The 24021-nt window shown below is 42.8% G+C and carries 13 protein-coding genes; 4 read left to right on the forward strand and 9 right to left on the reverse strand.

Annotation, left to right across the window (positions count from 1 at the left end; all coding sequences use genetic code 11):
* Nucleotides 1–288: 288 nt before the first annotated feature.
* From AHMF7605_RS04590 to rhaT, 6 genes are all read right to left on the reverse strand, one after another.
* Nucleotides 289–1785, reverse strand: coding sequence for a RagB/SusD family nutrient uptake outer membrane protein (locus AHMF7605_RS04590; RefSeq protein WP_106926888.1), 1497 nt, complete (start codon nt 1783–1785; stop codon nt 289–291).
* Between the two features lie 55 nt (nt 1786–1840).
* Nucleotides 1841–4930, reverse strand: a complete 3090-nt coding sequence (locus AHMF7605_RS04595) for a SusC/RagA family TonB-linked outer membrane protein (protein WP_106926890.1) — start codon at nt 4928–4930, stop codon at nt 1841–1843.
* 719 nt (nt 4931–5649) lie between these two features.
* Nucleotides 5650–6969 (reverse strand): FGGY-family carbohydrate kinase, encoded by a 1320-nt coding sequence (locus AHMF7605_RS04605; RefSeq protein ID WP_106926893.1) that lies wholly within the window; start codon nt 6967–6969, stop codon nt 5650–5652.
* 60 nt (nt 6970–7029) lie between these two features.
* Complete coding sequence (locus AHMF7605_RS04610; RefSeq protein WP_106926895.1) at nt 7030–8313, reverse strand: TIM barrel protein; 1284 nt, start codon at nt 8311–8313, stop codon at nt 7030–7032.
* A 229-nt stretch (nt 8314–8542) separates the two neighbouring features.
* On the reverse strand, nt 8543–10675 hold the full coding sequence (locus tag AHMF7605_RS04615) for a bifunctional aldolase/short-chain dehydrogenase (RefSeq protein WP_233218942.1): 2133 nt from the start codon (nt 10673–10675) through the stop codon (nt 8543–8545).
* Nucleotides 10676–10925: 250 nt separating this feature from the next.
* On the reverse strand, nt 10926–11996 hold the full coding sequence (gene rhaT / locus AHMF7605_RS04620) for an L-rhamnose/proton symporter RhaT (protein ID WP_106926897.1): 1071 nt from the start codon (nt 11994–11996) through the stop codon (nt 10926–10928).
* 513 nt (nt 11997–12509) lie between these two features.
* Between rhaT and AHMF7605_RS04625 the strand changes: the two genes are divergently transcribed.
* A complete protein-coding gene (locus tag AHMF7605_RS04625) occupies nt 12510–13070 on the forward strand; it encodes a hypothetical protein (protein WP_106926899.1) in 561 nt (186 codons plus the stop codon).
* A 387-nt stretch (nt 13071–13457) separates the two neighbouring features.
* On the opposite strand, the gene AHMF7605_RS04630 is transcribed toward AHMF7605_RS04625, so the two are convergent.
* The 3 genes from AHMF7605_RS04630 to AHMF7605_RS04640 form a co-directional block, all read right to left on the reverse strand.
* A complete protein-coding gene (locus AHMF7605_RS04630; protein ID WP_146153518.1) occupies nt 13458–14531 on the reverse strand; it encodes a LacI family DNA-binding transcriptional regulator in 1074 nt (357 codons plus the stop codon).
* Nucleotides 14532–14714: 183 nt separating this feature from the next.
* The gene (locus tag AHMF7605_RS04635; protein ID WP_106926903.1) at nt 14715–16307 is read right to left on the reverse strand and encodes a SusD/RagB family nutrient-binding outer membrane lipoprotein; all 1593 of its coding nucleotides are present in this window, start codon (nt 16305–16307) and stop codon (nt 14715–14717) included.
* A 7-nt stretch (nt 16308–16314) separates the two neighbouring features.
* A complete protein-coding gene (locus AHMF7605_RS04640; RefSeq protein WP_233218943.1) occupies nt 16315–19389 on the reverse strand; it encodes a SusC/RagA family TonB-linked outer membrane protein in 3075 nt (1024 codons plus the stop codon).
* A 736-nt stretch (nt 19390–20125) separates the two neighbouring features.
* Between AHMF7605_RS04640 and AHMF7605_RS04645 the strand changes: the two genes are divergently transcribed.
* The 3 genes from AHMF7605_RS04645 (at nt 20126) to AHMF7605_RS04655 (ending at nt 23753) form a co-directional block, all read left to right on the forward strand.
* Entirely contained in the window at nt 20126–21565 is a 1440-nt protein-coding gene (locus AHMF7605_RS04645) for an alpha-L-fucosidase (RefSeq protein WP_106926907.1), read from the forward strand.
* Nucleotides 21566–21657: 92 nt separating this feature from the next.
* Complete coding sequence (locus tag AHMF7605_RS04650; protein ID WP_106926909.1) at nt 21658–22530, forward strand: ROK family protein; 873 nt, start codon at nt 21658–21660, stop codon at nt 22528–22530.
* Nucleotides 22531–22730: 200 nt separating this feature from the next.
* The gene (locus AHMF7605_RS04655; RefSeq protein WP_146153519.1) at nt 22731–23753 is read left to right on the forward strand and encodes a carbohydrate-binding family 9-like protein; all 1023 of its coding nucleotides are present in this window, start codon (nt 22731–22733) and stop codon (nt 23751–23753) included.
* Nucleotides 23754–24021 lie beyond the last annotated feature (268 nt).

Consider the following 24021-nt stretch of genomic DNA (forward strand, 5'->3'; position numbering starts at 1 on the left):
CAGATCTAAAAACCCACTGGAACGTCAATAAAAGTTAATTTTTAAAACAGATATTTTGAATTTTAGATAGTTTCCTTAATTACTCATTCAGCAAAACTTAGTAGTATTTGCTAAATTTTTATTTTTTAGATTTCATTCTTTCAAAAAGTAAAAATGTACTCTTAGCTAATAGCTACGAGGCCGAAGCCTCGCCAACCTGTTTCTATATCATAGTTTCATTCTAAGCTATCAGCAGCATGAAACAAAGCAGCACCGGTTCTTTGTGGAAGCCAGCGCTGCTGGCAAATTTTAAAAATAAGGGCTTAAAGCCGCTTCATCGGCCGGTAAAGCATAGGTTAAAGTAATATTGCTAAAAGCGTGGCTACGAGGCTGACTGCCTTCCGGATAATAATAAGCTACCGGATTAGCTTTAACCCGTTGGCCATACGCCGTAATGACATCTATGGCCCGACCGGTCCGTACCAAGTCGAACCAGCGTTTATTTTCAAAGGCTAATTCTACGCGACGTTCCTGGTAAATAGCTTCGCGCAAGTCGCCCTGAGCTTCGCCTAAACCTGCCCGGCTGCGGACCTGGTTCAGAAAAGTAGCGGCATCCCCGGTTTTTCCTTGTTCGTTTAAAGCTTCGGCTAAGAATAGTAAAACTTCGGAGTAACGATACACGGGCCAGTTGGTACCGGTATTGTTATGCAGCGCGTGCGGTTTAGCAAATTTTTTAATATACGGATATACCTTGTTACTGCGGGCGCTACCACTTAACGTAATGTAGCCAATAGAAGCATCTTTACGAATATCACCGGTTTCATAGGCCGCAATAATATCCGGAGTAGGAATGTTGTTGCCTTCGGCATCCAAGGGTTGCGGATTAGAAGTGCCCATAATCGTTACTACTTCGGTAGCGGCCATGGGGCGCGGCATAAATTGGTAAATAAAATTACCGTTTAACCCGGCCGATCCTTCCAGGAATTGCACTTCAAAAACCGACTCCTTATTATTCTTGTTACTGGTGGAGGTAGAGAACACATCGGCGTAATTGGGAATTAACGCGTACTCGTTGCTGGTAACTACTTCCCGTAACAGCGTTTCGGCTTCGGCCCATTTCTTTTGATTAATGTATACATTCGCTAATAAAGTCCGGGCGGCTCCGGAGGTAACCCGGCCAGCTTCTTGTTTGGATTTTGCGGGCAGCATCGGAATGGCCTCGGTGAGATCTTTTACAATCTGAGTGTATAATTCTTCCTCCGAAGACAGAGGCAAAGCCGCTTCTTCCCGGTTGGTAACCGGCGTTAAATGCAAAGGCACTTTGCCAAAATAGCGCACCAATTCAAAATAGGCAAAAGCTCTTAAAAATAGGGCCTGACCTTTTAAATTATTCTTCGATTCGGCCGCAAAATCTACCTTATCAATCGTAGACAAAACTTGATTGGTCCGGGCAATAATTAAATAATCCTGGCGATACTGGTTCAAAACGTGCGTATTGGAAGTAACTCCATTTGCCGTTGGTATAGCAAAATCGGCAATATCTTCCTGTTGCTCCGTGGCGCCAAAAAGCGGGTTACGAGCATAATAGGTGTTATCCGAATGCATTTCTCCCAAGAGCCAGGCCCGGTCGTTAAAAATAGTGCGCAACGGAACGTAAGCTGCGTTAACCGCCTGTTGAAAATCAGCCTCTTTGGTGAAGAAAGTTGCCGAACTTAATTGCGTTTCCGGCACAATGGTTAAAAAATCATCCTTGCAGCTGCTAAGCATCGAACCTACCAGGAAGGTGAATAGGATTGTTTTTTTCATTCTATTTATCAATTAAGAATTTTAAAATTGGACCATTTAAGCTTTCCGGAACGGCTTAGAAATTGACGTTAATACCCAAGGTATAGGTGCGCGGAACCGGGTAATTAGAAAGGTCGATACCCTGACTTAAATTACCGCCGTTGCCGTTTCCATCGCCTTGAGCGCTGGTTTCCGGATTAGGACCGCCTTTGTATTTGGTAAATACATAAGCTTGTTGTATTGCAGCGTAAATCCGGGCCGAACGGAATACATTTTTAACTTCGCCGAGGGTGTAACCCAGGGTAATGTTTTTAATGGTAAAGTAAGAAGCATCGGCAATAAAATGGGTGCTCATCCAATCTCTTTCAATACCGGTAACATTACCCCCGCCAACGGTAGTACCAAACATGCCTTTACCGGGATTTTCGGGCGAACGGAAGCGGTCTTTTACGCCACTCACCATGTTAAATACCCCATCCAGGTTAGCGGTACTGTATAAGTGGCGCATTAACAATTGATTTCCGTAAGAACCAGAACCCACAATGGAGAAGTCGAACTTGCCGTAGCTTAAGTTATTAGTAATACCGTAAATAAAGTCCGGGAAGGGATTACCGATAATGGTCCGGTCATCGTTATCGCCGCCGTTGGTAATAATACCATCGCCATTGATATCTTTTAATTTAATACTCCCTACGGTAGAGCGGCCGGGAACCTGGGGTGAATTATTCAGGTCTTCTTCATTCATGTAAAGTCCTTCCTTAATCAAACCATAGAATTGACCGAAGGGCTCCCCTACTTTGGTAATGTGGAAAGTGCCGTAAACGCGGTCAATACCTTCGGCTAAAGAAATTACTTTATTGCGGTTGAAGGAAATGTTGGCATTAGTAGTCCAAATTAATTTACCTTCGGTATTACGGGTATTTACCGCAAATTCATGACCCCAAAAGTCTACTTGGCCAATGTTATCGTTAAAGTTGGTAAAACCAGATTCCTGCGCTATTTGTACGTTGTATAACAAGTTGGTCGTTTTCTTTTTATAGAAATCGTACATGAAGGTAATGCGGTCGTTGAATAAACCTAAATCCAAACCGGCATCAAATTGCTTGGTAGTTTCCCAGCTTAAATTAGGGTTAGCGAGGGAAACAACTGCTGAACCAGGCGCCACATTATTACCAAAAGCGGCATTAACCGTGTTGTTAATGAGAGCGTAAGGAGTATAATTACCAATATTATTGTTACCGGTTACCCCAAAGCTGGCTCTAACTTTAGCAAAAGAAATTTTAGGAATACTCCGCATGAATTCTTCGTCGGATACTACCCAGCCCACGGAAGCGGAGGGGAAAGTACCCCAGCGATTTGCCGAGCCAAAGCGGGAAGAACCATCGCTCCGCACCGCAGCGGTAAATAAATACTTGCCTTTGTAATTATAAGTTAACCGGGATAATAAGGAGGTTAAGCTCCATTCCTGTACATCGCTGCTGGTTTGGCCGCGGTTGATATTTAAACCACCCTGGATAGTGGGTAGGCGGTCGTCGGCATAGGTATCGGCTTGAATGCGACTGCCATCAAATTGAAAACGTTGGTTCGTATAACCGCCTAAGAGCTCAAAATGATGATCGTTGAAACTCTTGCTGTAGGTAGCCAAATTTTCGTTCAGCCAGGTGAAAACCTGGGTGTTGTTCCGGATAGATACCGCTGTGGTAGGGATAGGAGTATTTATAGCGCTGGTAGCGGTAGAAGGATTAAAGAAAAAGAATTTGTTATTATACAGTTCGGCGTTAAAGGTTGTTTTGAGTACTAAATCTTTAATCGGCCGGAATTCCAGGAAGGTATTACCAAGAATGTTTACGCTTTTATTTTCGTTCACCAACTCTTTCGCGGAACGCACCCAGTTCGGATAATCGAAAATATTACCCGTATTGGCCGGGAAGCGGTTAAACTTGGTTAACTCGCCATTTTCATCGTAAATAGGCATAACCGGCCAGGTATGCAAGGCATTGAATAAAATACCGGTTCCCCGGTCGCCATCGGTACGCGGGGTATTATCAAATATATAAGAAGGAGCTAGGTTAAAACCAAGCCGGAATTTATCGGATGCATCGTACGTAGTATTTAACCGTAGCGAATATCTTTTGTATTCGTTATTCAAAACGACTCCTTGCTGATTGAAAACCCCGGCTACTACGGCGGTATTTACTTTTTCTTTGTTGGAGGTAATGGTTAAGTTATAGCTTTGCATAGGGGCGGTACGCAGCAAAGCGTCGTACCAATCGTTGTTTTTACCCCGGTACTGCGCGGGGTTCTGAAAAGCTTCCGGTACCGGTTGACCGGCATCTTCGTAATATTCTTTTTTGAATTGCGCAAATTCTTCGGCGTTCAACATTTCAATCCGGCCCCTTTCTGGTACTTTCTGGATGCCCACGAAAGAACTAAAGCTTACGTTAGTTTGCCCGCTTTTTCCTCTTTTGGTGGTGATTAATACTACCCCATTGGCGGCCCGTGAACCGTATAAAGAAGTAGAAGCCGCATCTTTTAGAATAGAAATATCTTCGATTTCGTCGGGGTTTAGGGTGCTGATACTACCGGTAATCGGGAAACCATCCACCACGTACAAGGGATCGCTGCCGCCTAATACGGATAATTGCCCCCGGATACGAACCGAAATACCCTGACCCGGTTTACCGGTAGCTTGGGTAATTTGCACGCCGGCTAACCGGCCTTGTAGTTTTTGGGTTACTTGGGAAACGGGAATGTCCTTAATTTCTTTGGCCGTAACGGTTTGTACGGCGCCGGTTACTTCTTTTTTAAGCTGGCTGCCGTAGCCTACTACTACCACTTCGTCTAAGGCTTTGGTATCGGGTACCAAAGTTACGTTAATGGACGCGCGGTTATTAATGGCAACTTCCTGGGTGGTGTAGCCGATAAAAGAAACTACCAAAGTACCGGTGCCATTGGGGGCATTTAACGAAAAAGCGCCCGTGCCATCCGTAGCAGTACCATTCGTGGTGCCTTTTACCAGAATAGTTACCCCCGGTAAACCTTCGCCTTTATCGCCGGATACTTTACCCGTAATAGTTAAACCCTGGGCATTGGCGTGGCTCCAGGAAAGGAAAATCAACGGCAGCAGACAGGCATACTGCATCATTTTAAGTAATCTGTGCTTCATAAGTTTGAATGTTAGAAATATGAGATTTAAAAGTCCATTCCAAGTTTGAATACCAGCTCGGTGGAGGAGCTTTCATTCTTAATCACTGGTTCCGGGGAAGCGTACTGCGTTCATTCTTTTTATTATTTTAAATTTACCGGCAAAAAAATAGCAGACTATCCTGCACTATCCGGGCAGGTAAGTTTATATTTTAAAAATTTCATAAAATTTACTTAATCGGTTAAGCTACCAGCTAAATGCCAAACGTTTGTTTCTGAATTTTAAATAGAACTGGATAATTTTTCGATTTTATTTAATCCGAAGAAGCGGATTAACAATTAACCCTAAAGTAAATTCTCAAACTTTACTTAAGTGGTGCGTGCTCCTAAGAGAAAGCAGGCAAGTATTGCAGGTTATAGAAACCTGCGGGTGGGAGGTAAATAATTCAAAATTGGTTTTTTTACTAAAAAAAACGTTAAAGTCAAAAATTTACTGTGCTGTAGCAGGCAAGAGTTGTATAAAAGAACGGATTATTGAGAAAAGTAAAATCAAACGAGTTGAAATTGGTATAAGTAACTTTTGCAGGACGGAGCAGGATAGCCAAATATTTCATCTACCTACTAATATTAAGGTAAAACAAGGAAGAAGGCGATGCACTTCTTTTACCAAATACCAGCATTTATAGTTTAAGTAAAAATTACAGGTTTCACTGACGATCTGCTTTTTCGTATAATTCGTAGTTACCAGATATTCAGTATCATGGCGGCACCCAGCGCCGTACCTTGAGAATTCTCCGAAACTATTAGTTGTAAGTTAGGAAAAGCCTTTTGTAGTAAACGCATGAATACTTTGTTTTTACAAAAACCACCGTCTACCAGCAAATTTTTAAAAGTATTTAATCTGTATTCACCGGCCAGGTGAATGGCTTTAATTTGAGGTTCCGTAATGTTTACCAGTAAAGCATGGTACGCTTCCTCGTAGGACGTATACAAACTGCAATCTAAGGCAATGCCCAGTTGAGGATTAACTTGCGTGGAAGTAGGATTGGAAGGGCTTTGGTTAACTTCCGCTATCGTTGGCCGAACCAATTTAGGATTATAAACAACGGTCTTGTAATAATCATCCGGTTTGTTAAAATAGGAAGCTAGTTTCTTGGTTTGAACTTCGTGTTCGTTGCCGATAAATACCCGGGAAGCCCGGACGGGTTTTCCATCGTAAGTAAAATAGTTCAGGCAATCCTGCTGCAACATTTCTTCCGTTAATGGCTCCTGCGCAAAGGGGTTTAAGGTAATTCCCCAGGTACCCGTAGAAAGCAGCAAAAAAGGTTCGGTATATTTTTTTAAATACGGAATTAAAGCGGCGGAACTGTCGTGTAATCCAATACCGGCCGGAATTCTTTTTTCCCGAAAACGAACATCGAAAGTGGTCTGGTGTTCGGTAATTTGGGGCAATAAGCGAATAATATCTTCCTGGTATACCCAGCGGTGGTAATGGTTACTCGTAAAATCCCATAAACCGGTGTGGCAACCTATACTGGTGTATTCCGATACTTTATGACCCGTAAACAAAGAAGCACAAAACTGGGGTAAGTGCAAGGAGGTTTGGATCTGTTTAAATAATTCCGGCTTTTTATATTTAAGCCAATACAATTGCAACCCCGAATTCAGCATACCTAAGGGCGGTGAAGCAGTTTGGGCGGCAAAAGCCAGCACCGAACCATATTGTTGGTGAAATTGCTCGTGCAAGTCTTCTGGGTACGGCTTTAAGTAAGAATATAACGGCGTAGCCGGTTTATTTTGCGCGTTTAGGTGCACGAAACTGGCTCCGTAGGTAGTAAAATTAAGCCCGACAATGTTAAAACGCGTATCGGCTTCGAGGTTTTGCCAGGTAATTTTGAGCCAATTAATCAAAGAGGTCAAATCCTCGGCCGGTTCACCATCATCGTCTAAAATCTCCGGAAAGCGGGTTTCAATTTCGTGTACAATTTGATAGGAAGAATCAAAAAGAACGCATTTCTTGTTCGTTTTACCAATATCAAAAATTGCTACACAAGGCACCATTGCTTTTTAGTTGAGAGTTATGAGTTAAGAGTTATAAGTGGTAAATGGTACTTGGTAAATCTACAGCCCGGTAGAATAAGTTTTTACTCCTCTTTGATTAATCAACTCTTGCCGGATTTTGTTTTGCCGGTAAAAAGCAAGAGGATCAATGGCGGCTCCACTTTCCAGCCGGGCTTGCGCCAACAAAGGCCGCACATCGGTCCGGAATGCGTGCTGTAAAATTTCCTGGGCTGTAGTGGTATCGTTTTGTTCTTGAGCGTTTTCTAATTTTTTGCGGTCAACAATAAGGGCCTGAGCTAAGGCTATTTTAATGGCTTCTATGGATTGCAGTAAATCTTCTAAAGGATCTTTCACGTTATGGCTCGCATCTATCATCCAACTTAAGGCCGGATTTTGCACTTCCTGGCTGGCCATTCCTTCGACTAATTCGTTAAAAATTAAAAATAGCTGAAACGGCTGCATGGCGCCTACGGTCAAATCATCGTCGCCGTACTTGGAATCGTTAAAGTGGAATCCGCCCAGTTTGCCTTCCATTAAAAATCTCGAAACAATCTGCTCAATGTTGGTATTCGGTAAATGGTGACCCAAATCCACTAAACCCAGCGCTTTTTCGCCCAATTTTTGGCAGAATAGGAGGGAAGTGCCCCAATCAGCTACCACGGTAGAATAAAAATGCGGTTCGTAAGGTTTGTACTCAATAAATACTTTCCAATCTTCGGGTAAAGCATCATAAATCTGCTGAAAAGAATCTAAGGTACGCTGAAAGGAACGACGGAAATTTTGCTGGCCCGGAAAATCGGTACCATCCGATAACCAAATGGTTAAAGCTTTAGAACCTAAATCAATTCCGTGTTTAATTACTTCTACGTTATGCGCAATGGCTTGGTCGCGAACCTGCTTATCGGTGTGCGACAAAGAACCAAACTTATAAGAATAATTCTGATCGTTTTGGTCCTGGAAGGTATTCGAATTTACCGCATCAAACTGTAATTCAAAAGAAGCGGCTAGTTGTTTTATAGCCGTTGCATTCTGGGGAATATCCCAGGGAATGTGCAACGAAATGGCTCCACTCGATTGATTAAGAGCGTGCAATAAACCTACATCTTCCATTTTCTCTTCTAAGCTACGCGGTTCGCCACCACCCGAAAACCGGCCAAAGCGCGTGCCGCCGGTACCCAAAGCCCAACTTGGTATGGCAATCTGAAAAGCCGCTAATTGCTCCAGCAGGGCGGTTACATCGTGCCCCTCATCTTGCAAAGTAGCCTTCAGAAAGTTAAATTTCTTTTGCTGAGTAGCCGCTAGCTGCTCGTTATATTGCTGAATCAGAGATTTATCTAAAATCATTTTCTTTTGTTAAGCATTTGATAAAGAAGGGATAAATAGCAGAATGTTCTATCGCGAGCGTCCACGATCGTGATGCGTATCTTCCCGCCTCTGGCCGGTAGGTACTTAACTGCAATGGCTTATAGGAAAGTAAATCGGCTCGCCCGGCCAGAGGCCTACCCGCTAGTAGACACGAGGCCGAAGCCTCGCGGCATAAAATATTGTTTTACCTAAGAGTAAGTTTCAGAAACTACCGTACGAAAGCGGCCGGAACACCCCCATCCACGTTCAGCACGTTACCGGTACTTTTATTCAGCAAGCCCCCCACGTATAAAAATACCGCATTCGCCATGTCTTCGGCCAGTAGTTCTTCGTTCAGCACGGTACGTTTGGCGTAATAAGCCGGCAATTCAGCAACGGTAATACCGTAAGCCTTCGCGCGGCCTTCGGCCCAACCGCTTTCCCAGATTTTACTGCCCCGGATTACCGCATCCGGGTTTACCACGTTCACCCGTATTTTATCCGGACCTAACTCGGCTGCCATTAACCGCGACATGTGTAATTGAGCGGCTTTGGCGGTACCGTAGGCCACATTGTTGGGTCCGGAAACCAAGGCGTTTTTACTCACAATATTTACAATGTCGCCGCCCAATTGCTGCTTGCGCATAATGCGAATACCCTGCTGGGATACTAAGAACTGACCTTTTACCAGTACATCCTGTAAAATATCGTAATCGGTCTCGGTGGTTTCCAAAATAGGTTTGGAGATGGATAAACCTGCGCAATTCACCACAATATCTACTCCTCCGAAATTTAAATTAGCGGTCCGGAAAGCATTACTAATCGCTTGGGAACTGGTAACATCTACCACGGAGGTTGCCGCCGTATCACGGCCAAACTTTTTCTTAAATTCGGTATGGGCTTCCTGCAAATCATTTTCCCGCATATCCACCATTACCACACACGCGCCTTCTTGCGCCAGCTTATCAGCAATGGCTTTTCCAATACCACCGCTACCACCCGTAATTAAGGCAACCTTGCGCGATAAGGGTTTTTCTTTGGGCATACGCTGTAATTTTGCTTCTTCTAAAAGCCAGTATTCAATATCAAAGGCTTCCTGCTCCGGTAAACCCCGGTATTCCGAAATGGCTTCGGCGCCGCGCATGACATTAATAGCATTGATGTAGAACTCGCTGGCTACCCGGGCGGTTTGTTTATCTTTAGCGAAAGAAAACATACCTACTCCTGGGTAGATTATAATTACCGGGTTGGCATCGCGCACGGCGGGGCTGTTGGGGTGTTTACTTCTTTCGTAATAAGCCGTGTAATCGGCGCGATACGCTTCAAACTGTTCGGTTAATTGTGCTTTTAGCTTTTCCGGTTCGGAAATGTCGGCATCCGGCGATAGATTAAGTACTAAAGGCCGGATTTTGGTGCGTAGAAAATGGTCCGGGCAACTGGTTCCTAAAGGCGCTAAAGTTGCTAAATCGTTGCTGTTGATATATTCCAGTACGCGCTCATCGTCGGTAAAATGCCCAATCATGCGGTTTTGGCTCGAACACAAGCCCCGCAATACCGGTATTATTTCACTAGCTTTATTTAATCTTTCTTCAGCGGGTAAAGGGGTAAGTTTGGCGCCGCCAAAAATTGCCCGTTTTTTACCGTAATTTTGCTGCAAGAATTCCGATGCTTTTTCAATAGTTTCCAGGGTATTCATATAGCTTTCGTAAGCGGTATCGCCCCAGGTAAATAAACCGTGACTGCCCAGAATAATACCCGTAATGCCGGGATTGTCTTGTACCGCTTTTTCCATTTGCAGTCCTAAATCAAAACCGGGCCGTTGCCAAGGCACCCAGGCTATTTTGCCGCCGAATAATTCTTTCGTGATTTGCTCTCCCTCTTTGGCCGCCGCGATGGCAATAATAGCATCCGGGTGCAAGTGGTCGATGTGTTTAAACGGTAGAAAAGCGTGTAAAGGAGTATCAATGGAAGGAGCTTTCGAATCTAAATCGTAAATACAGTGGTTAAACAGCGCCACCATTTCGTCTTCATGGGCCAAACCCCGGTACCGGTTTTTCAGGCTGTGCAGTTTATCGACGTACAAAGCGGCTAAACCGCTTTTCTTTAAGGTTCCCAGGTCACCGCCGGAACCTTTTACCCACATTACTTCTACATCTTGCCCGGTTAAGGGGTCCGGTTGATACACCTTGCAACTGGTATTGCCCCCGGCGTAATTAGTTAAACGGAGGTCAGCCCCTAGTAAATTAGACCGATAAATTAATAAAGCTACCTCGTCGTTCTTTAAAGCGCTTGCTTCTTGCTCGTCCCAAAGATAACTTACGTATTTAAAAGTGGTAGTTGCGGCCGCATTATCCATATTCATAGGTGTTTTTAGTGTGAATGCAAAAGATGGGTTACTTGGTAAGTATTACGTAAATAATATTAGAAGTAAAAAGTACCTTGTTGGAAGCAATTTGTTTCAAAAATTTAAATAAACAAGCCACTGGAACAAGGAATAGGTGAATTTAACCAGAGCTAGTAACATAGCCATCCTGTACTATCCGGAAAAACCAGCTAATTAGTTTAAAATTTTATAAATATATTAGGTTTTATAAAATCTTAAAATCAACGGACTACGAAGCAAGGTAATTGCCGTATCCTACAACCATGGTGGAGGCAATTACGGTTACTATTCCTAAAATAATTACCCGCATGGTTCGGGGACTGGCGCCTTTCCATTCGTTAAAGTAAATGCCCCAAACATTGCTCACGATGATAATAAAAGCCATGTGCAAAGTCCAGCTAGAAAAACCCAGACCGTTGGCCGAGAATAAGCTTTCGCCCATGCCGTAAAAAAAGAATTGTAAATACCAGGTAGTGCCCGCAATGGCCGAAAACAAATAATTACGAGCCAAGGGAGTACCGGAATTTATATAATCGCCTCCTGTTTTATTCCGGATATTTAAGTACAAACACCAGATAAAATTAGTAGTTAAACCTCCTAATAAAATTACGACTAAAGTGGGATTGTTTTGCCAAAGCGGGTCGATGCCGCGGGCCACGGTAGCCTCGGCAATCGGTTTGCCGGTTTCGTAACCAAACGACATAAAAGCACTTAGCACTCCCGAAAAAATGGCCACAATCAATCCTTTCGGAAAGTTAAATTCTTTAATATTGGCAGTTTTTTGTTCGGCGGATAGCTCTTTTTCTTTTAAAGTACCGGCTTTGCCGCAAATAGCAATTCCCGCTAAACACAATAAAACGCCCGCAAAAATGACTAGTCCGGAAGTAGTGCTCAATAACTCGGTTATGGTTTTCGCGTTACCGGACCTTCCAAAAAATTCGTAAAAAATGGGCGGAATAAGCGTACCGAAAGCCGCGCAAAAACCCAGTACAATCGCCATCCCTAACGACAGCCCCAAATAACGCATGGTTAAACCAAAGGTTAAACCGCCAATACCCCACAATAAGCCCATTAGGTAGGTGTAGAACAAAGTAGAACTCTCGGTATTGGCTAAGGTTATAAAATAACCGGGAGCAGTAAGCGCGGCCCCGAGCGGCGGCACAATTAACCAGGAAAAAACGCCCCCCACTAACCAATAACTTTCCCAGGCCCATTTTTTTACTTTACTAAAAGGAATATAGAAACTACCTGAAGCAAAACCACCGATAAAATGATAGAGGAGTCCGAGAATAACCTGCATGTGGGAGCGCGTTATAAGAAATGTTGATTAAAGAGTTATAAAATTATGTTGTAAGTAAATTTAAAATAATAGAACATTCGTTAAACCTGCTCTCGGTAAACCAACTTTGTTCAGCCTGCCCTATTTTTCCACCCCAGTCCTTAGCCTGTTGTAACTTTAATAAATAGTATAAACTTATTTTTAAAATGGAAGCTTACTTGAATCAAGTTCAAAAGTAAATTACTAAATCAGCTTAGCAATGAAAAGTAGATGATTTGCTATCGGAAACTATCCTGCTCCATCCTGTTTTAACTTTGTAGGAAATAAAGCCCGATGGGCCTAAAATAGATTTTTATAGTTGATGCATGTTTACTATTAGTGCCTTCTTGTAAACTTTTGCTTACCGTTTTGCTTTGGTTGCGTATAGCCAAATTAACATTCTGAAGAAAACTTATTATTCACACCAACAGGTTTAAAAAAAGTAAATCTTGTTAGCGAACTTTAACGAACTATACCTAAACGCAAATTAAAACTATGAAGCTACCTGTTACCGCCGCTCTTTTTAGCTTACTATTTTTTGGTTGCACGCCACAATTTTTAACCAGTAACCAATATAAGAATGAGGAATTACCTTTATCGATTATGTTGCCGGAAAGCAAAAATCCTTTGCCGCATAAAAAAAGTCTGCAACGGTTTACGAATAAAAAGTTTAAGCAATACGCCGCTATGTTAACGGAGCAGCCGCCGCAAAAAATTCTGTTTTACAGTGGAGGAAATGATAATCCGGACCAGATACCTTATGCGGCTATTGGTAGCGTAGTGAGTTTAGCGGATACCACCAAAGTTAAAAATGCGGGGTTTGCCAACCGTAAAGCAAAAGACCAACTTTATCTGCATAAAAGTACCATCGACAAAACAAACCGGGTGGTGTCTTCGGAATTCCTCGTGAAAATGCCCACGGATTATTTTTATCTTTTTGCTTCGGCTCCGATTAATAAAACCATTATTCAAAACGAAGAAGCCATGATTATTTTACAGGATAGTTTAAACCGCAAATACTCAGCAGCCATCGGCACCATAAAGTTTGAGAAGTAATTCTAGTGTTTCGTCCCTAGTCTATATTCGACAGACGATAGTCCATAGGTGTTGATGGTATGGTAACAGGTTTTAGGGGGAGCAACCCGCCATTTTACAGTTGACGGAATACTAAGTACATTCAAGAAAAGCGACATCCTCTATATTAGTCGGTACCGCTGCTATCTTGAGTGAGAGATAAAAATAAGGTTTCTGCTGGGTATACGTCCAACAAAACTTACTGGTTTGTACTGAGCAAAAACTTATTAAAATAATAACTCATCTGGCGCTTGGCAGCAAAATTAGTAGATGTTAAAATTTAAAACCGAATAAGCTTTACTTTTTAGCGCCGAAAATGCCTCGTCTCGCTTGGCCGCTTAACGGCCGAAGGATAATAAAAAGCAAAACTTAAAAATGAGGCACTGCCGATCGTAAGTAGGAGCATAGATTTTCGCGGGTAATTATTTCGAGGGGCAGGAAATTATGTGCCAGCGGTTCTTTTCTTAAAAATAAATAATTGGCTAATTGCTGAATACCTAAAAAAGTCTGGTGTTTGGCGTTTTGATTAATCAAAAAACGGATGGTGCCCGCTTCCAGGTATTTAATATTTTCCGGCAGTAAATCGTAGCCAATTAGCCTTAAATCCACGCGGTTTAGTTTTTGAAGCAATGCGGCAATAAAAGAAACCCCTTTAGAAGTGGTAACGTACACTCCCTGCAGTGTTTCATCCTCCAAAAGTTCTAAAATACGTTTTACTTCTTTTCCGTTTTCACTATCCTTAATATTAAGAACTTTTATTTTAACTCCGGTTAAGTCTTTCTCTTTTATATACTGCTGAAAGCCTCTTTGCTTATCTAAAAGGTGGATGGAGTTGACACTGTCTTCGTTGATATGCAACACCGCCAAAGTACCAGTCTTTTGATGCCCTAAACACATTAATTCGGCGGCAACCCGCCCGCTTTCGTACAAATTCTGACCAATAAAGCTTAAAGGTCGGACTTCCCGGATGTCGGTATTAAAAATGGTAAACGGAATTTTATAGGATTGGCATTGCTGCAAAAAGGGTAAAGCTTCGTGGTAAAAAATAGGCGCTATTACTATTCCATCGGGTCTAGCTTGAAGAACAGCGTGGGTTACTCGCAAAAAAGAATCTTTATGATATAGGTCGAAAAAGTAAGTTTTAATTTGAACGTCGTATTGATGCCAGTCATTAATGGCTTGTTTTATTCCTACTTCGGATTGAGCCCAGTACTCGTCCTGCGAAGGGTCCGGAATAAGAACGGCAATCCGGAAAGTTTTTTTAGTGCCTAAAGTCCGAGCAATTAAATTGGGTTTATAATCGATTTCTTTTAGGGTTTGAAGAACCTTCCGCAACGCTTCTTCCGAAACTTTACCCCGGTTGTGCAATACCCGGTCCACTGTGCCGCTGGAAACGCCGGCTAATTGCGCAATATCTTTAATTCGAATATTCTTCTTTTCCATGTAAAATTTATTAGACAGTTTGCCGGACAATATAAATAATCTGCATTAAAAATGAATTAAATATTTGCTATAAGCTATACAATTGCTCATAAACTTTTTAAAGTTACTTTCAAATGCCCTATAATAAAACAAGACTACTGTAAGGAGTAGTCTTGTTTTATTAATCAGAGGGAAAGAAATGTATTATTTATCCCACCATACCCGCGAGGTAAGTAAATCGCCGCCTTGCAAGCTGGCAATTCCTGATTGTAAACCACTCGGGTTATTAGAAATTTCGGAGGCCGGGTAAATCATCCGGCGCGGAATGGTAGCGTTGGTAACATTGCCCGGATAATTTACCGGTACCAACTCGGGGTAGCCCGACCGCCGCCAGTTAAACCAACCTTCAATAAAGTTAAAAGTAGTAGCGGTCTCGGCCCAGTACTGTTCGTTGATTTGTTTCTGCGGATTAGCCGGGCTCAACGGATTGGCGGTAACGTAAGCGGCAAGGCTGGCTTCGTCGATGGCAGCTGCAGCATCGATTTGAGAAAGCGATTGTAAAGCGCCCCGTAAACCATTCGCAAAATGCTGAGCGGCACTAGCGCCCACGTTCCAACCGCGTGATGCAGCTTCGGCGAGTAAAAACTCGGTTTGGGCGTAAGTCAAAATAAAATTCGGCGCATTCCGTTTCATGTAAACGTTTACTCTGGGCCGGGAATAATTACCTAAGGGAGCCATATCGGTACCAGTACCCGTCCCGCCCGGATATTGTGGGTGTTTCCGGATATCGAATGCTCCACCGGATAAATCATAACCATTAGGCATGCCCACCTGAACCGCGGCCGAAGTATTACCGGTTAAAGATTGGTTGGCATTATTTACGGCGCCGGGTTGCGGAATTTCCCCGATAACGCCTAAGCGAGGATCGTTCTGTGCGCGCAAGAAATCAATTAAAGTTTTGCTCCATCTTACCTCCCGGAAATCGTCGGGAGTAAGTAAGGCGCCGGTGGTGCTGTTTTGCGTATCACCGTTAGCGGCATCGGTCTTAACCAAAGCATTATCGGTATAACTGGCCAACGTACCTCCCGCGGCCGCTTTCTCCGTCCAGGATTGGGCAGTGGCTGGGTCTACTTTCGTTAAGCGCATGGCTAACCGAACCATTAGGGAATAACCGAATTTTTTCCATTGCGCTACATCGCCCGCGTAAAGTATGTCGCCGGTAGCTTTAGGGGCTGCTGCATCTAAGCTGTTAATGGCTGCTTCCAACTTAGGCAGTAAATCGCTGTAGATAGCCTGCTGCTTGTCGTATTTAGGTGCCGTTATACCTTCCGCTGCTTTTAAAGCTTCGGTATAAGGTACGTCGCCGTAGGTGTCGGTGATGCGCTGAAAAATAAGGACTCGCATAATGTTGCTGATAGCAATAACATTTTTAAAACGAGTAGGGTCCTGAGTATTCGCAATTAATTCAGCCTGCTGCAAGCGGCTTAGGGCGGTATAACCGTCGTTAAAAATACGACCTTGGTAATCGGTAAAGTTACCGGCGTTCACGTATTTATCGCCGTTGCCGTAATAATTATACGTGCTGGCCAAAGCCTGAATTCCCGTTGCCTGATACAGTAATTGCGCATAGCCCGTATTAGAAAAACTCAACTGAGCATCGGTCAATAAAAAGTTGGGATTAAACTGGGAAGCATTCGCCGCATTCGGGTTGGTATTTACTTCATCTAAATGGTCCTCGGAGCAGGCCGGGGCCAAAAGAACCGAGGCAAGTGCTATATATATAAAAGTCTTTTTCATCAGAAAATTATTTGAATTTAACGTTTACAGTAAAGCCGTACGTTCTGGCAAATGGCAAGGAACCACCCTCTACCCCCGCGTAAGTAACTAAGGAAGAAATCGTGTTTTCCGGGTCAATGTTATCGGTATGCTTCATGATCGTAAATAAGTTACGACCTACTAACGACAGACCAATGGACTGGAAAGGAGTTCGGCTTAACAAAGTGGGCGTAAAGGTATAACCCAAAGTTAACTGACGGAACTTAATAAAGCTACCATCCAGCACCGAAACCGCCGAAACGTTATTGGCTAATTGCGGATAATAGATGTAAGCCGGTACTACCGTTTCATTCACCGAACCATCTTCTTTTACGCCGGCTGCTACCACGCCGGTCTCCCGACCCACTAAAGTTGCTTTATTTAAGCCCCGAACGTAAGAATAATGTTCGGTTGCCGAAAGCACCTTGTTGTTGTATTTAAAATCGATTAAAAACGATAGGTTGAAGTTTTTATATGCGAAATCGTTATTCCAGCCGCCGTATAAATTAGGTAAACCTGAACCCATTGGTTTTAAATCGCCGCGTAAGGGTACGCCGTTAGCCCCAATAATTACGTTGCCGTTCGCATCACGCTTGTAATCGTAAGCCATCACCTGCGCAATTGCCATTCCTTTTACAATCGAGATATTGCCGTTTAACGGACGGTACGTACCGGTTTGCAGTGGGGAAGGATTTGCGGATTGGTCAATATCTAAGACTTCGTTGTGCAGTTTGGTAAAGTTAAACGAAGTATTCCAGTTAAAAGCCGACCGGATGGGCGTACCCGATACCATTAATTCAACCCCCCGGTTTAATGTAGAACCTAAATTAACCGAACGGCTGGTAAAACCAGTAGAGGAAGACAAGCTAGCGGAAACAATTTCTCCTTCCGTTTTGCGGTTAAAGTACGTAACATCTAAACCTAAACGGTTATCTAAAAACTTCATTTCCGTTCCAACTTCAAATTCGTTCAAGCTGAATGGTTTTAGATTAGCGTTCGGCAACTTCGCATCAAAGGAACCGCGGGCGGTGCCGTTAATCGGGTTGTTTACGTTATAGTAGAACGCCGTTTGGTAAGGCTGAGCCGGCTCACCGCTGGTTTCCGCGTAGGACACCCGCAATTTACCGTAGTTCAAAGCCGGAGAATTCAGCAAATCAGAAAATACAAAGCTTGCGGATACCGATGGCGTGAACAAGCTCCGGTTGCCCCGTGGTAACGAAGAAAAAGTATCGTAGCGACCAGTGGTGCTCAGAGTTACATATTTGTAGCTAAAATCAGCAGTATAGTATACGGACGGGGTTTCTAAAGCCGTGTACAAATACTCGGAGTTCCGGGTACGCGTGTTGGTTGGGGTATACAAATAAGGCACAATAAACTGACCACCGTATAAACGGGTACTTTCGGTATTGTTGCGGCGGAAGTTACCCCCTACGCTGGCATCAATCGAAAAATCCTCGTTAATGTTTTTGCTGAACGACAATAAGGCATCGGTGTTTAATTCTAAACGGGTTCCTTGGTACAAAGCTTCCAGAGATCCTTCGCCGTTAGAAGAGAACAAGGTGCCGTACGGGTTAACAGTAAAGCGCCGGTCGCTGGAGAAATCATAACCAATCCGGGCTTGTAAGGAAAGAAAATCAAAGAATTGATAACGGGCCGATATAGCCGAAATTATACGACGACGGGAGATATCATTTTTAAACTGATTCACCACAAACCAAGGGTTAGTCGCGTAAATATCATCGCTCCAAGCTCTTTCTAAACCATTGTTGGCCGCATCGAAACCAGGAGCCAGGCTCGCCTGATCGACGTTGGTAGCTAAGAACACAATGTTATTGGCGTTCATGGGGGCATCGCTCAAATACGGACGGTTTTTATCTTTTTGGTCGATGTAATTAGCCATTAAGTTAAAGCTTAACTTTTTGGTAAGTTCGTAAGAGGTATTAAAGTTGACGGTTTTCCGGTCCAGGCCGCTGTTGCGTAATATTGACTGACCATCCAAATTAGAAAGCGATAAGCGGTAAGTACCTTTATCGCCACCACCCGAAATAGCTACGGTGTTAGTCCAGGAGGCCGCGGTGCGGTAAAAGTCTTCGATATTATTTTTTACGGCGGAGTAAGGATGCAATTGGCCATCAGATTGAATGGTGGGTACGCCATCTAAACGCTCCCCCCAAGAGTTACGTCCGGATAAAGCGGCGGAAGCCACATCCACGGGTCTTTTGCCTTGCGTACCTTGGCCGTATTCGTATTGCCAATCGGTGTTATCAACGGCTCTATCAAATTGCAAGTTGGTATTGTATTCAATGGTAGTTTTTCCTTTTATCCCGCTTTTGGTGGTAATCTGAATAACCCCGTTCGCCGCCCGGGAGCCGTACAAAGCCGAAGCCGTAGAACCTTTTAAAACCGTCATGGTTTCCACATCGTCCGGATTAATGTTGCCGATACCATCTCCTTGGTCGGCGCCTCCCCATTCGCCGGAGCTACCCCGGTTGCTGTTATCCATTGGTACGCCATTAATTACAATTAAAGGAGAAGAACTACCCGAAAACGAAGTTACCCCCCGTATATTAATCCGGGCGGAAGAACCAGGTCCGCCGCTGGTACCGGCCACGTTTAAACCGGAAACCCGCCCCGATAAAGAATTGGCTACATTGCTCTCACGCGCTACGTTTAACACTTCGCCACCTACTTTTGATACGGAGTAACCTAGTTTACGCTCTTCTTTTTTAATACCCAAAGCCGTAACCACCACTTCTTGCAAAGCTGTTGCATCCGATTCTAGGGTTACATTTACGACGGTGCGGTTATTAACCGGAACCGTCTGGTTTTTATAACCGATATAGGAAAAAATAAGCGTACCGTTGCCGGGTACCTCGAGGGCGTAGTTGCCCTCCACGTCTGAAATAGCACCTTGCGTGGTTCCGTCGATCTGAATACTTACGCCCACCAAAGGACTATTATCCGATCCGGTTACCTTGCCGGTTACTTTAGTACCCTGGGCAAAGCCATACCCATAGCTTAGCAGCAGCAGTAGTACAAACAAGTGTAAGGTTTTTTTCATCATAAATTAAAGTTTAAAAAGTGGAATAAAACATTGGGTAAGCTTAGCTTTTTTCGGCCAAACGGTAGGGTCAAATTAATCTGCGTGAATGAACGGGACATTTTAAACTTTCAAGTAGAAAGCCTAGTGAACAGTTCCTTAAATTAAGCGGGAGTTAAGTACAGAATTTCGGTTTTTTCTATTATATCACTTAAAATTTAATCTAACTATTGATGATTTTAGCTGATTTTACTAAAAACTACTTTTGAATAAAGCTGCTTTAACAAAAGACAAATAAAATGATATTTTATATATCAAAAAATAATTTTTAAAGAAAAAATTATAATATTCAGTAAAACGCTTGTTTTTAGGTCATTAAGAATTACTCTATTTGTGTACGGGCACATTTATTTATTGTTCAGTATGTGCCCGTACACACAATGAAATTTAAAAATTTTTTTTTGAATTTCTTTTTTCTATGTTTGATCATTAATCAAAATAATGTAGTTTAAGTACAATAAACCTATTTCTTTCTAAATAGGGTAGAATTGGCTAGTGCGGGTTAATCTATATTTTAGATATAGTGGCAGAATAAATAAATATAAATGAGGGTTTACCAACTGGCATTTTTATGACTATCTTATTCGTAAATCTATTCTTAATCAAAAGCTTTATTCTTTATTAATGGCCATTTAGCCGGTTGTTGAATCATTCACGAAACTCTAGTATAAATTAAATTATAAATCGCACGTTAACTGAAATGAGAAAACTTTTTACCGCCTTGCTTTTCTTCGGTTACCTGTTGACTAGTTGGGCCCAGCAACATAACACTTCTACCAAGTACGTGGCGCCTACCGACCCCAAAGTACGGGCCAAGTTGGCGGCCTGGCAAGATTTAAAATTCGGCATTTTCATGCATTGGGGCACTTACAGCCAATGGGGAATAGTGGAAAGCTGGAGTATTTGCCCGGAAGACGAAGGCTGGACCCAACGAAAAGGACCTTACGCAGCTGATTATAATACTTATAAAAAAGCTTACGAAAATATTCGGACCGAATTTAACCCGGTAAAATTTAATCCGGAAAAATGGGTAGCAGCTGCCAAAACCGCCGGAATGAAATACATGGTTTTTACCACCAAACACCACGATGGCTTTGCGATGTTCGATACGAAACAAAGCGATTATAAAATCACCGATTCCAAATCAGCTTTTGCTGCTAACCCCCGCAGTAACATTACCAAAGAAGTTTTTAACGCTTTCCGGAAAGAAAGCTTTTTAATCGGAACGTATTTTTCGAAACCCGACTGGCATTCGGAGGATTACTGGTGGCCTTATTTTCCGCCGAAGGACCGTAACGTAAACTATGACCCAACTAAATACCCCGACCGCTGGCAAAAATTCAAAGATTTCACGTACAACCAAATCAGCGAGTTAATGACCGACTACGGTTCGGTAGATATCTTGTGGTTAGATGGAGGTTGGGTTCGGCCCAAAAACACCATTGACCCCACGGTAGATTGGCAAAAGGCTATTACATTTGAGCAAAATATTGATATGGCTCGCATTGCCGGCATGGCCCGCGCAAAACAACCTGGTTTAATTGTAGTAGACCGGACGGTGGCCGGCGAGTTTGAAAATTATACTACGCCTGAACATACCGTGCCGGATACTCCTTTATCTTACCCCTGGGAAACGTGCATGACGATGGGTGATTCGTGGAGTTACGTACCCAACGATAAATACAAGTCCACGAACCAGCTCATTCAACTACTGGTAAAAATTGTAGCGCGGGGTGGTAACTTTTTACTTAATATTGGCCCAAGCCCCGCAGGAGATTGGGCACCCGAGGCGTATGATCGCCTGCAGCACATCGGGGAATGGATAAAAGTAAACGGCGAAGGAATATATGCTTCTCGTTCGGTAGCGCCCTACGAACACCAGAATATTTACTACACCCAAGCAAAAAACCACTCTATCATTTACGCTTTTTGGTTATCGGATAAAGATGAGGTTACTTTACCAGCCACGGTGCAAATTCCTTTAACTAAAGTAGCTCAAGTAAAAAATGTTCGTTTACTCGGCCGGTCCGAAAAACTTACCTGGCGTTATCAAGGCAATACCTTGCACATTCAAGTGCCGGCTAAGCTGCAAAAAAATAATGGATTACAGCAGGCAGCTACTTTTAAAATTGAATATTAATTTGGAAAAGCGTTTTCGTTTACATAAAAAGATTAGCAGCACGCAAAGTATTTCAATCTTCATCAGCTCCTAAAGCTCGAATTGTACTTTATATGAACTTGGAACATAAAATAATAGGCTTAGATATTGGCGGTACCAAAATTCACATGGGCTTAGTGGAAGCAGGAAAAATTACCAAGGAAGTTAAATTACCTACGGCAGCGCAGTCTTCCAAAGACCAAATACTCCGCCAACTTATTCAGGGCATTGAACAACTAATAGAGCCTGATATTATGGGCATTGGAGTAGGAGTTCCGGGTTTGGTAGACGAGGAAAAAGGAATAGTTTGCGACGTACAGAATATTCCGGACTTTACCGAGATTCCTTTAAAAAAATACCTCGAAGAATACTTTCGGAAACCCGTTTACCTGACCAACGACGCTAATAGTTTTATATTAGGCGAAAAATTATACGGTCGTGCCCAGCCTTTTAAAAATGTAGTAGGTTTAACTTTAGGCACCGGCTTTGGCGGCGGCATTATCTTAAACGACCAGCCTTATTCCGGCGCTTTTTCTAGTGCGGGCGAGTTTGGGGGTATTCCTTACCTGGATAAAACTTTGGAAGATTATTGCAGTGGTAAATTCTTCCGGGATAAATTTAATTTATCCGGTCAAGAGGTTCATTCTGCCGCGGTAAAAGGTGATGATCAGGCTTTGGAAAGACTGCAGCAATTTGGCGAGCACCTCGGGGAAGCCATTAAAATGATTTTATACGCGTTAGCGCCGGAAGCTATTTTTTTAGGTGGTTCCGTGAGTAATAGTTATTCTTTTTTTAAAGAAGCCATGCACCAGCGAGTAGAGCAGTTTCCTTTCGAACGGGTGAAAAAGCAATTACTAATTGAAAAATCGCGTATGCGCAACGGAGCCATTTTAGGCGCCGCCGCTTTGGTTCAGATGAAAAGTAAAGTATTATCGCCGTCACTTTAAAATTATTTCCGGATAATTACCCTTTTTAAAGAATATTTTGGCAAAATCTTTTATTTAACGGTAGCTTTCTCGTCCAAATATTGAATCATTTTCATAAGAATTTTAATTACGTGCGATTTACTAAAATTAAGGGTATTTATTTATTCAGTTATTTTTTATTGCGGCAAGTTTTGGTTTGCGCTCAACCATCGCCATTGAACATGGAAAGCCTTTTTACTCCGCCGCAACAGTATATCACACCCTTTACCTCCGAAGCGCCCAAGATCGACGGAAACGTAAACGAAGAAATATGGCAATCTGCTGCTTGGACGAATTATTTCATGGATATTGAAGGAACTACCCACGCCAAACCTACCTGGAATACACGGGTTAAAATGTTGTGGAATGACACCTGTTTGTTTGTTGCCGCCGAACTGCAGGAGCCGCACGTATGGGCCACCCTAAAAAAGCACGATGCCATAATTTACCACGACAATGATTTTGAAATATTTATTGATCCGGACAATGACACCCACCATTACTACGAGATTGAAGTAAACGCCTATAACACCATTTTTGATTTGTTTATGACCAAGCCGTACCGCAATAATGGCCGGGCTCTGATCTCCTGGCAGGTGGCTAGATTGCGTTCGGGGGTGCAAGTGCAGGGAACTCTCAATAACCCGAATGATACCGATAAAGGCTGGACCGTGGAAATGGCTATTCCTCTGCGGATGCTTGCTATCAACAGTAAACCTATTCCTCCGGCAGAAGGCACTACCTGGCGCATTAACTTTTCGCGGGTACAATGGGACGTAGCCATTCAACAAGGAAAATACGTCAAGAAAACCGGCGCCAACGGAAAACCTCTACCGGAACACAACTGGGTTTGGTCGCCGCAAGGCCTCATAAACATGCATTATCCCGAACGCTGGGGCTACCTATATTTTACCCGTAAAGCTGCCCTTCAGGATTCAGCTTTTTCTTTGCCCTACGCTGAAAAACAAAAACAACAGCTGTGGCGTCTTTATTACCGCCAAAAAGAATACTTTCAAAAACACGGGCAGTACGCCAAAGATTTAACGGATTTAGGAGTTAATAATAACCAAGTTAAAATTGAGAATCAGGTAAATCAATTAAAGTTAGAAGCCAATACACATCAGTTTATGGCTTTTATTCAAGAAGCCGATAAAATAATCTATTGCATAAACCAAGATGGTCTTATTCAAACTTGTAAAAATTAAGGAGACAAAATTTCTTAGAATCTAATATTTGAAAACTTTATCTATTTTTTAAGTCATCGAAACAAAGAGAAAAAAGAAGGTAACACCCTGACTATTCTAAGACAATCTAGATTCATAATACTTTTTAGCTTTAAACAATAATGATCTGCAAACAAGTGACAGAGGCAGGTAGTCTAATGATTTTACTATTCAGGGAAACCTAAGGTATAGTAAGCAGTTGCTGTTTAAAATTTAACATTAAATTACTCTTCCAGTTCTCTTTGTCATT

The organism is Adhaeribacter arboris, assembly GCF_003023845.1.
Lineage (GTDB): Bacteria > Bacteroidota > Bacteroidia > Cytophagales > Hymenobacteraceae > Adhaeribacter > Adhaeribacter arboris.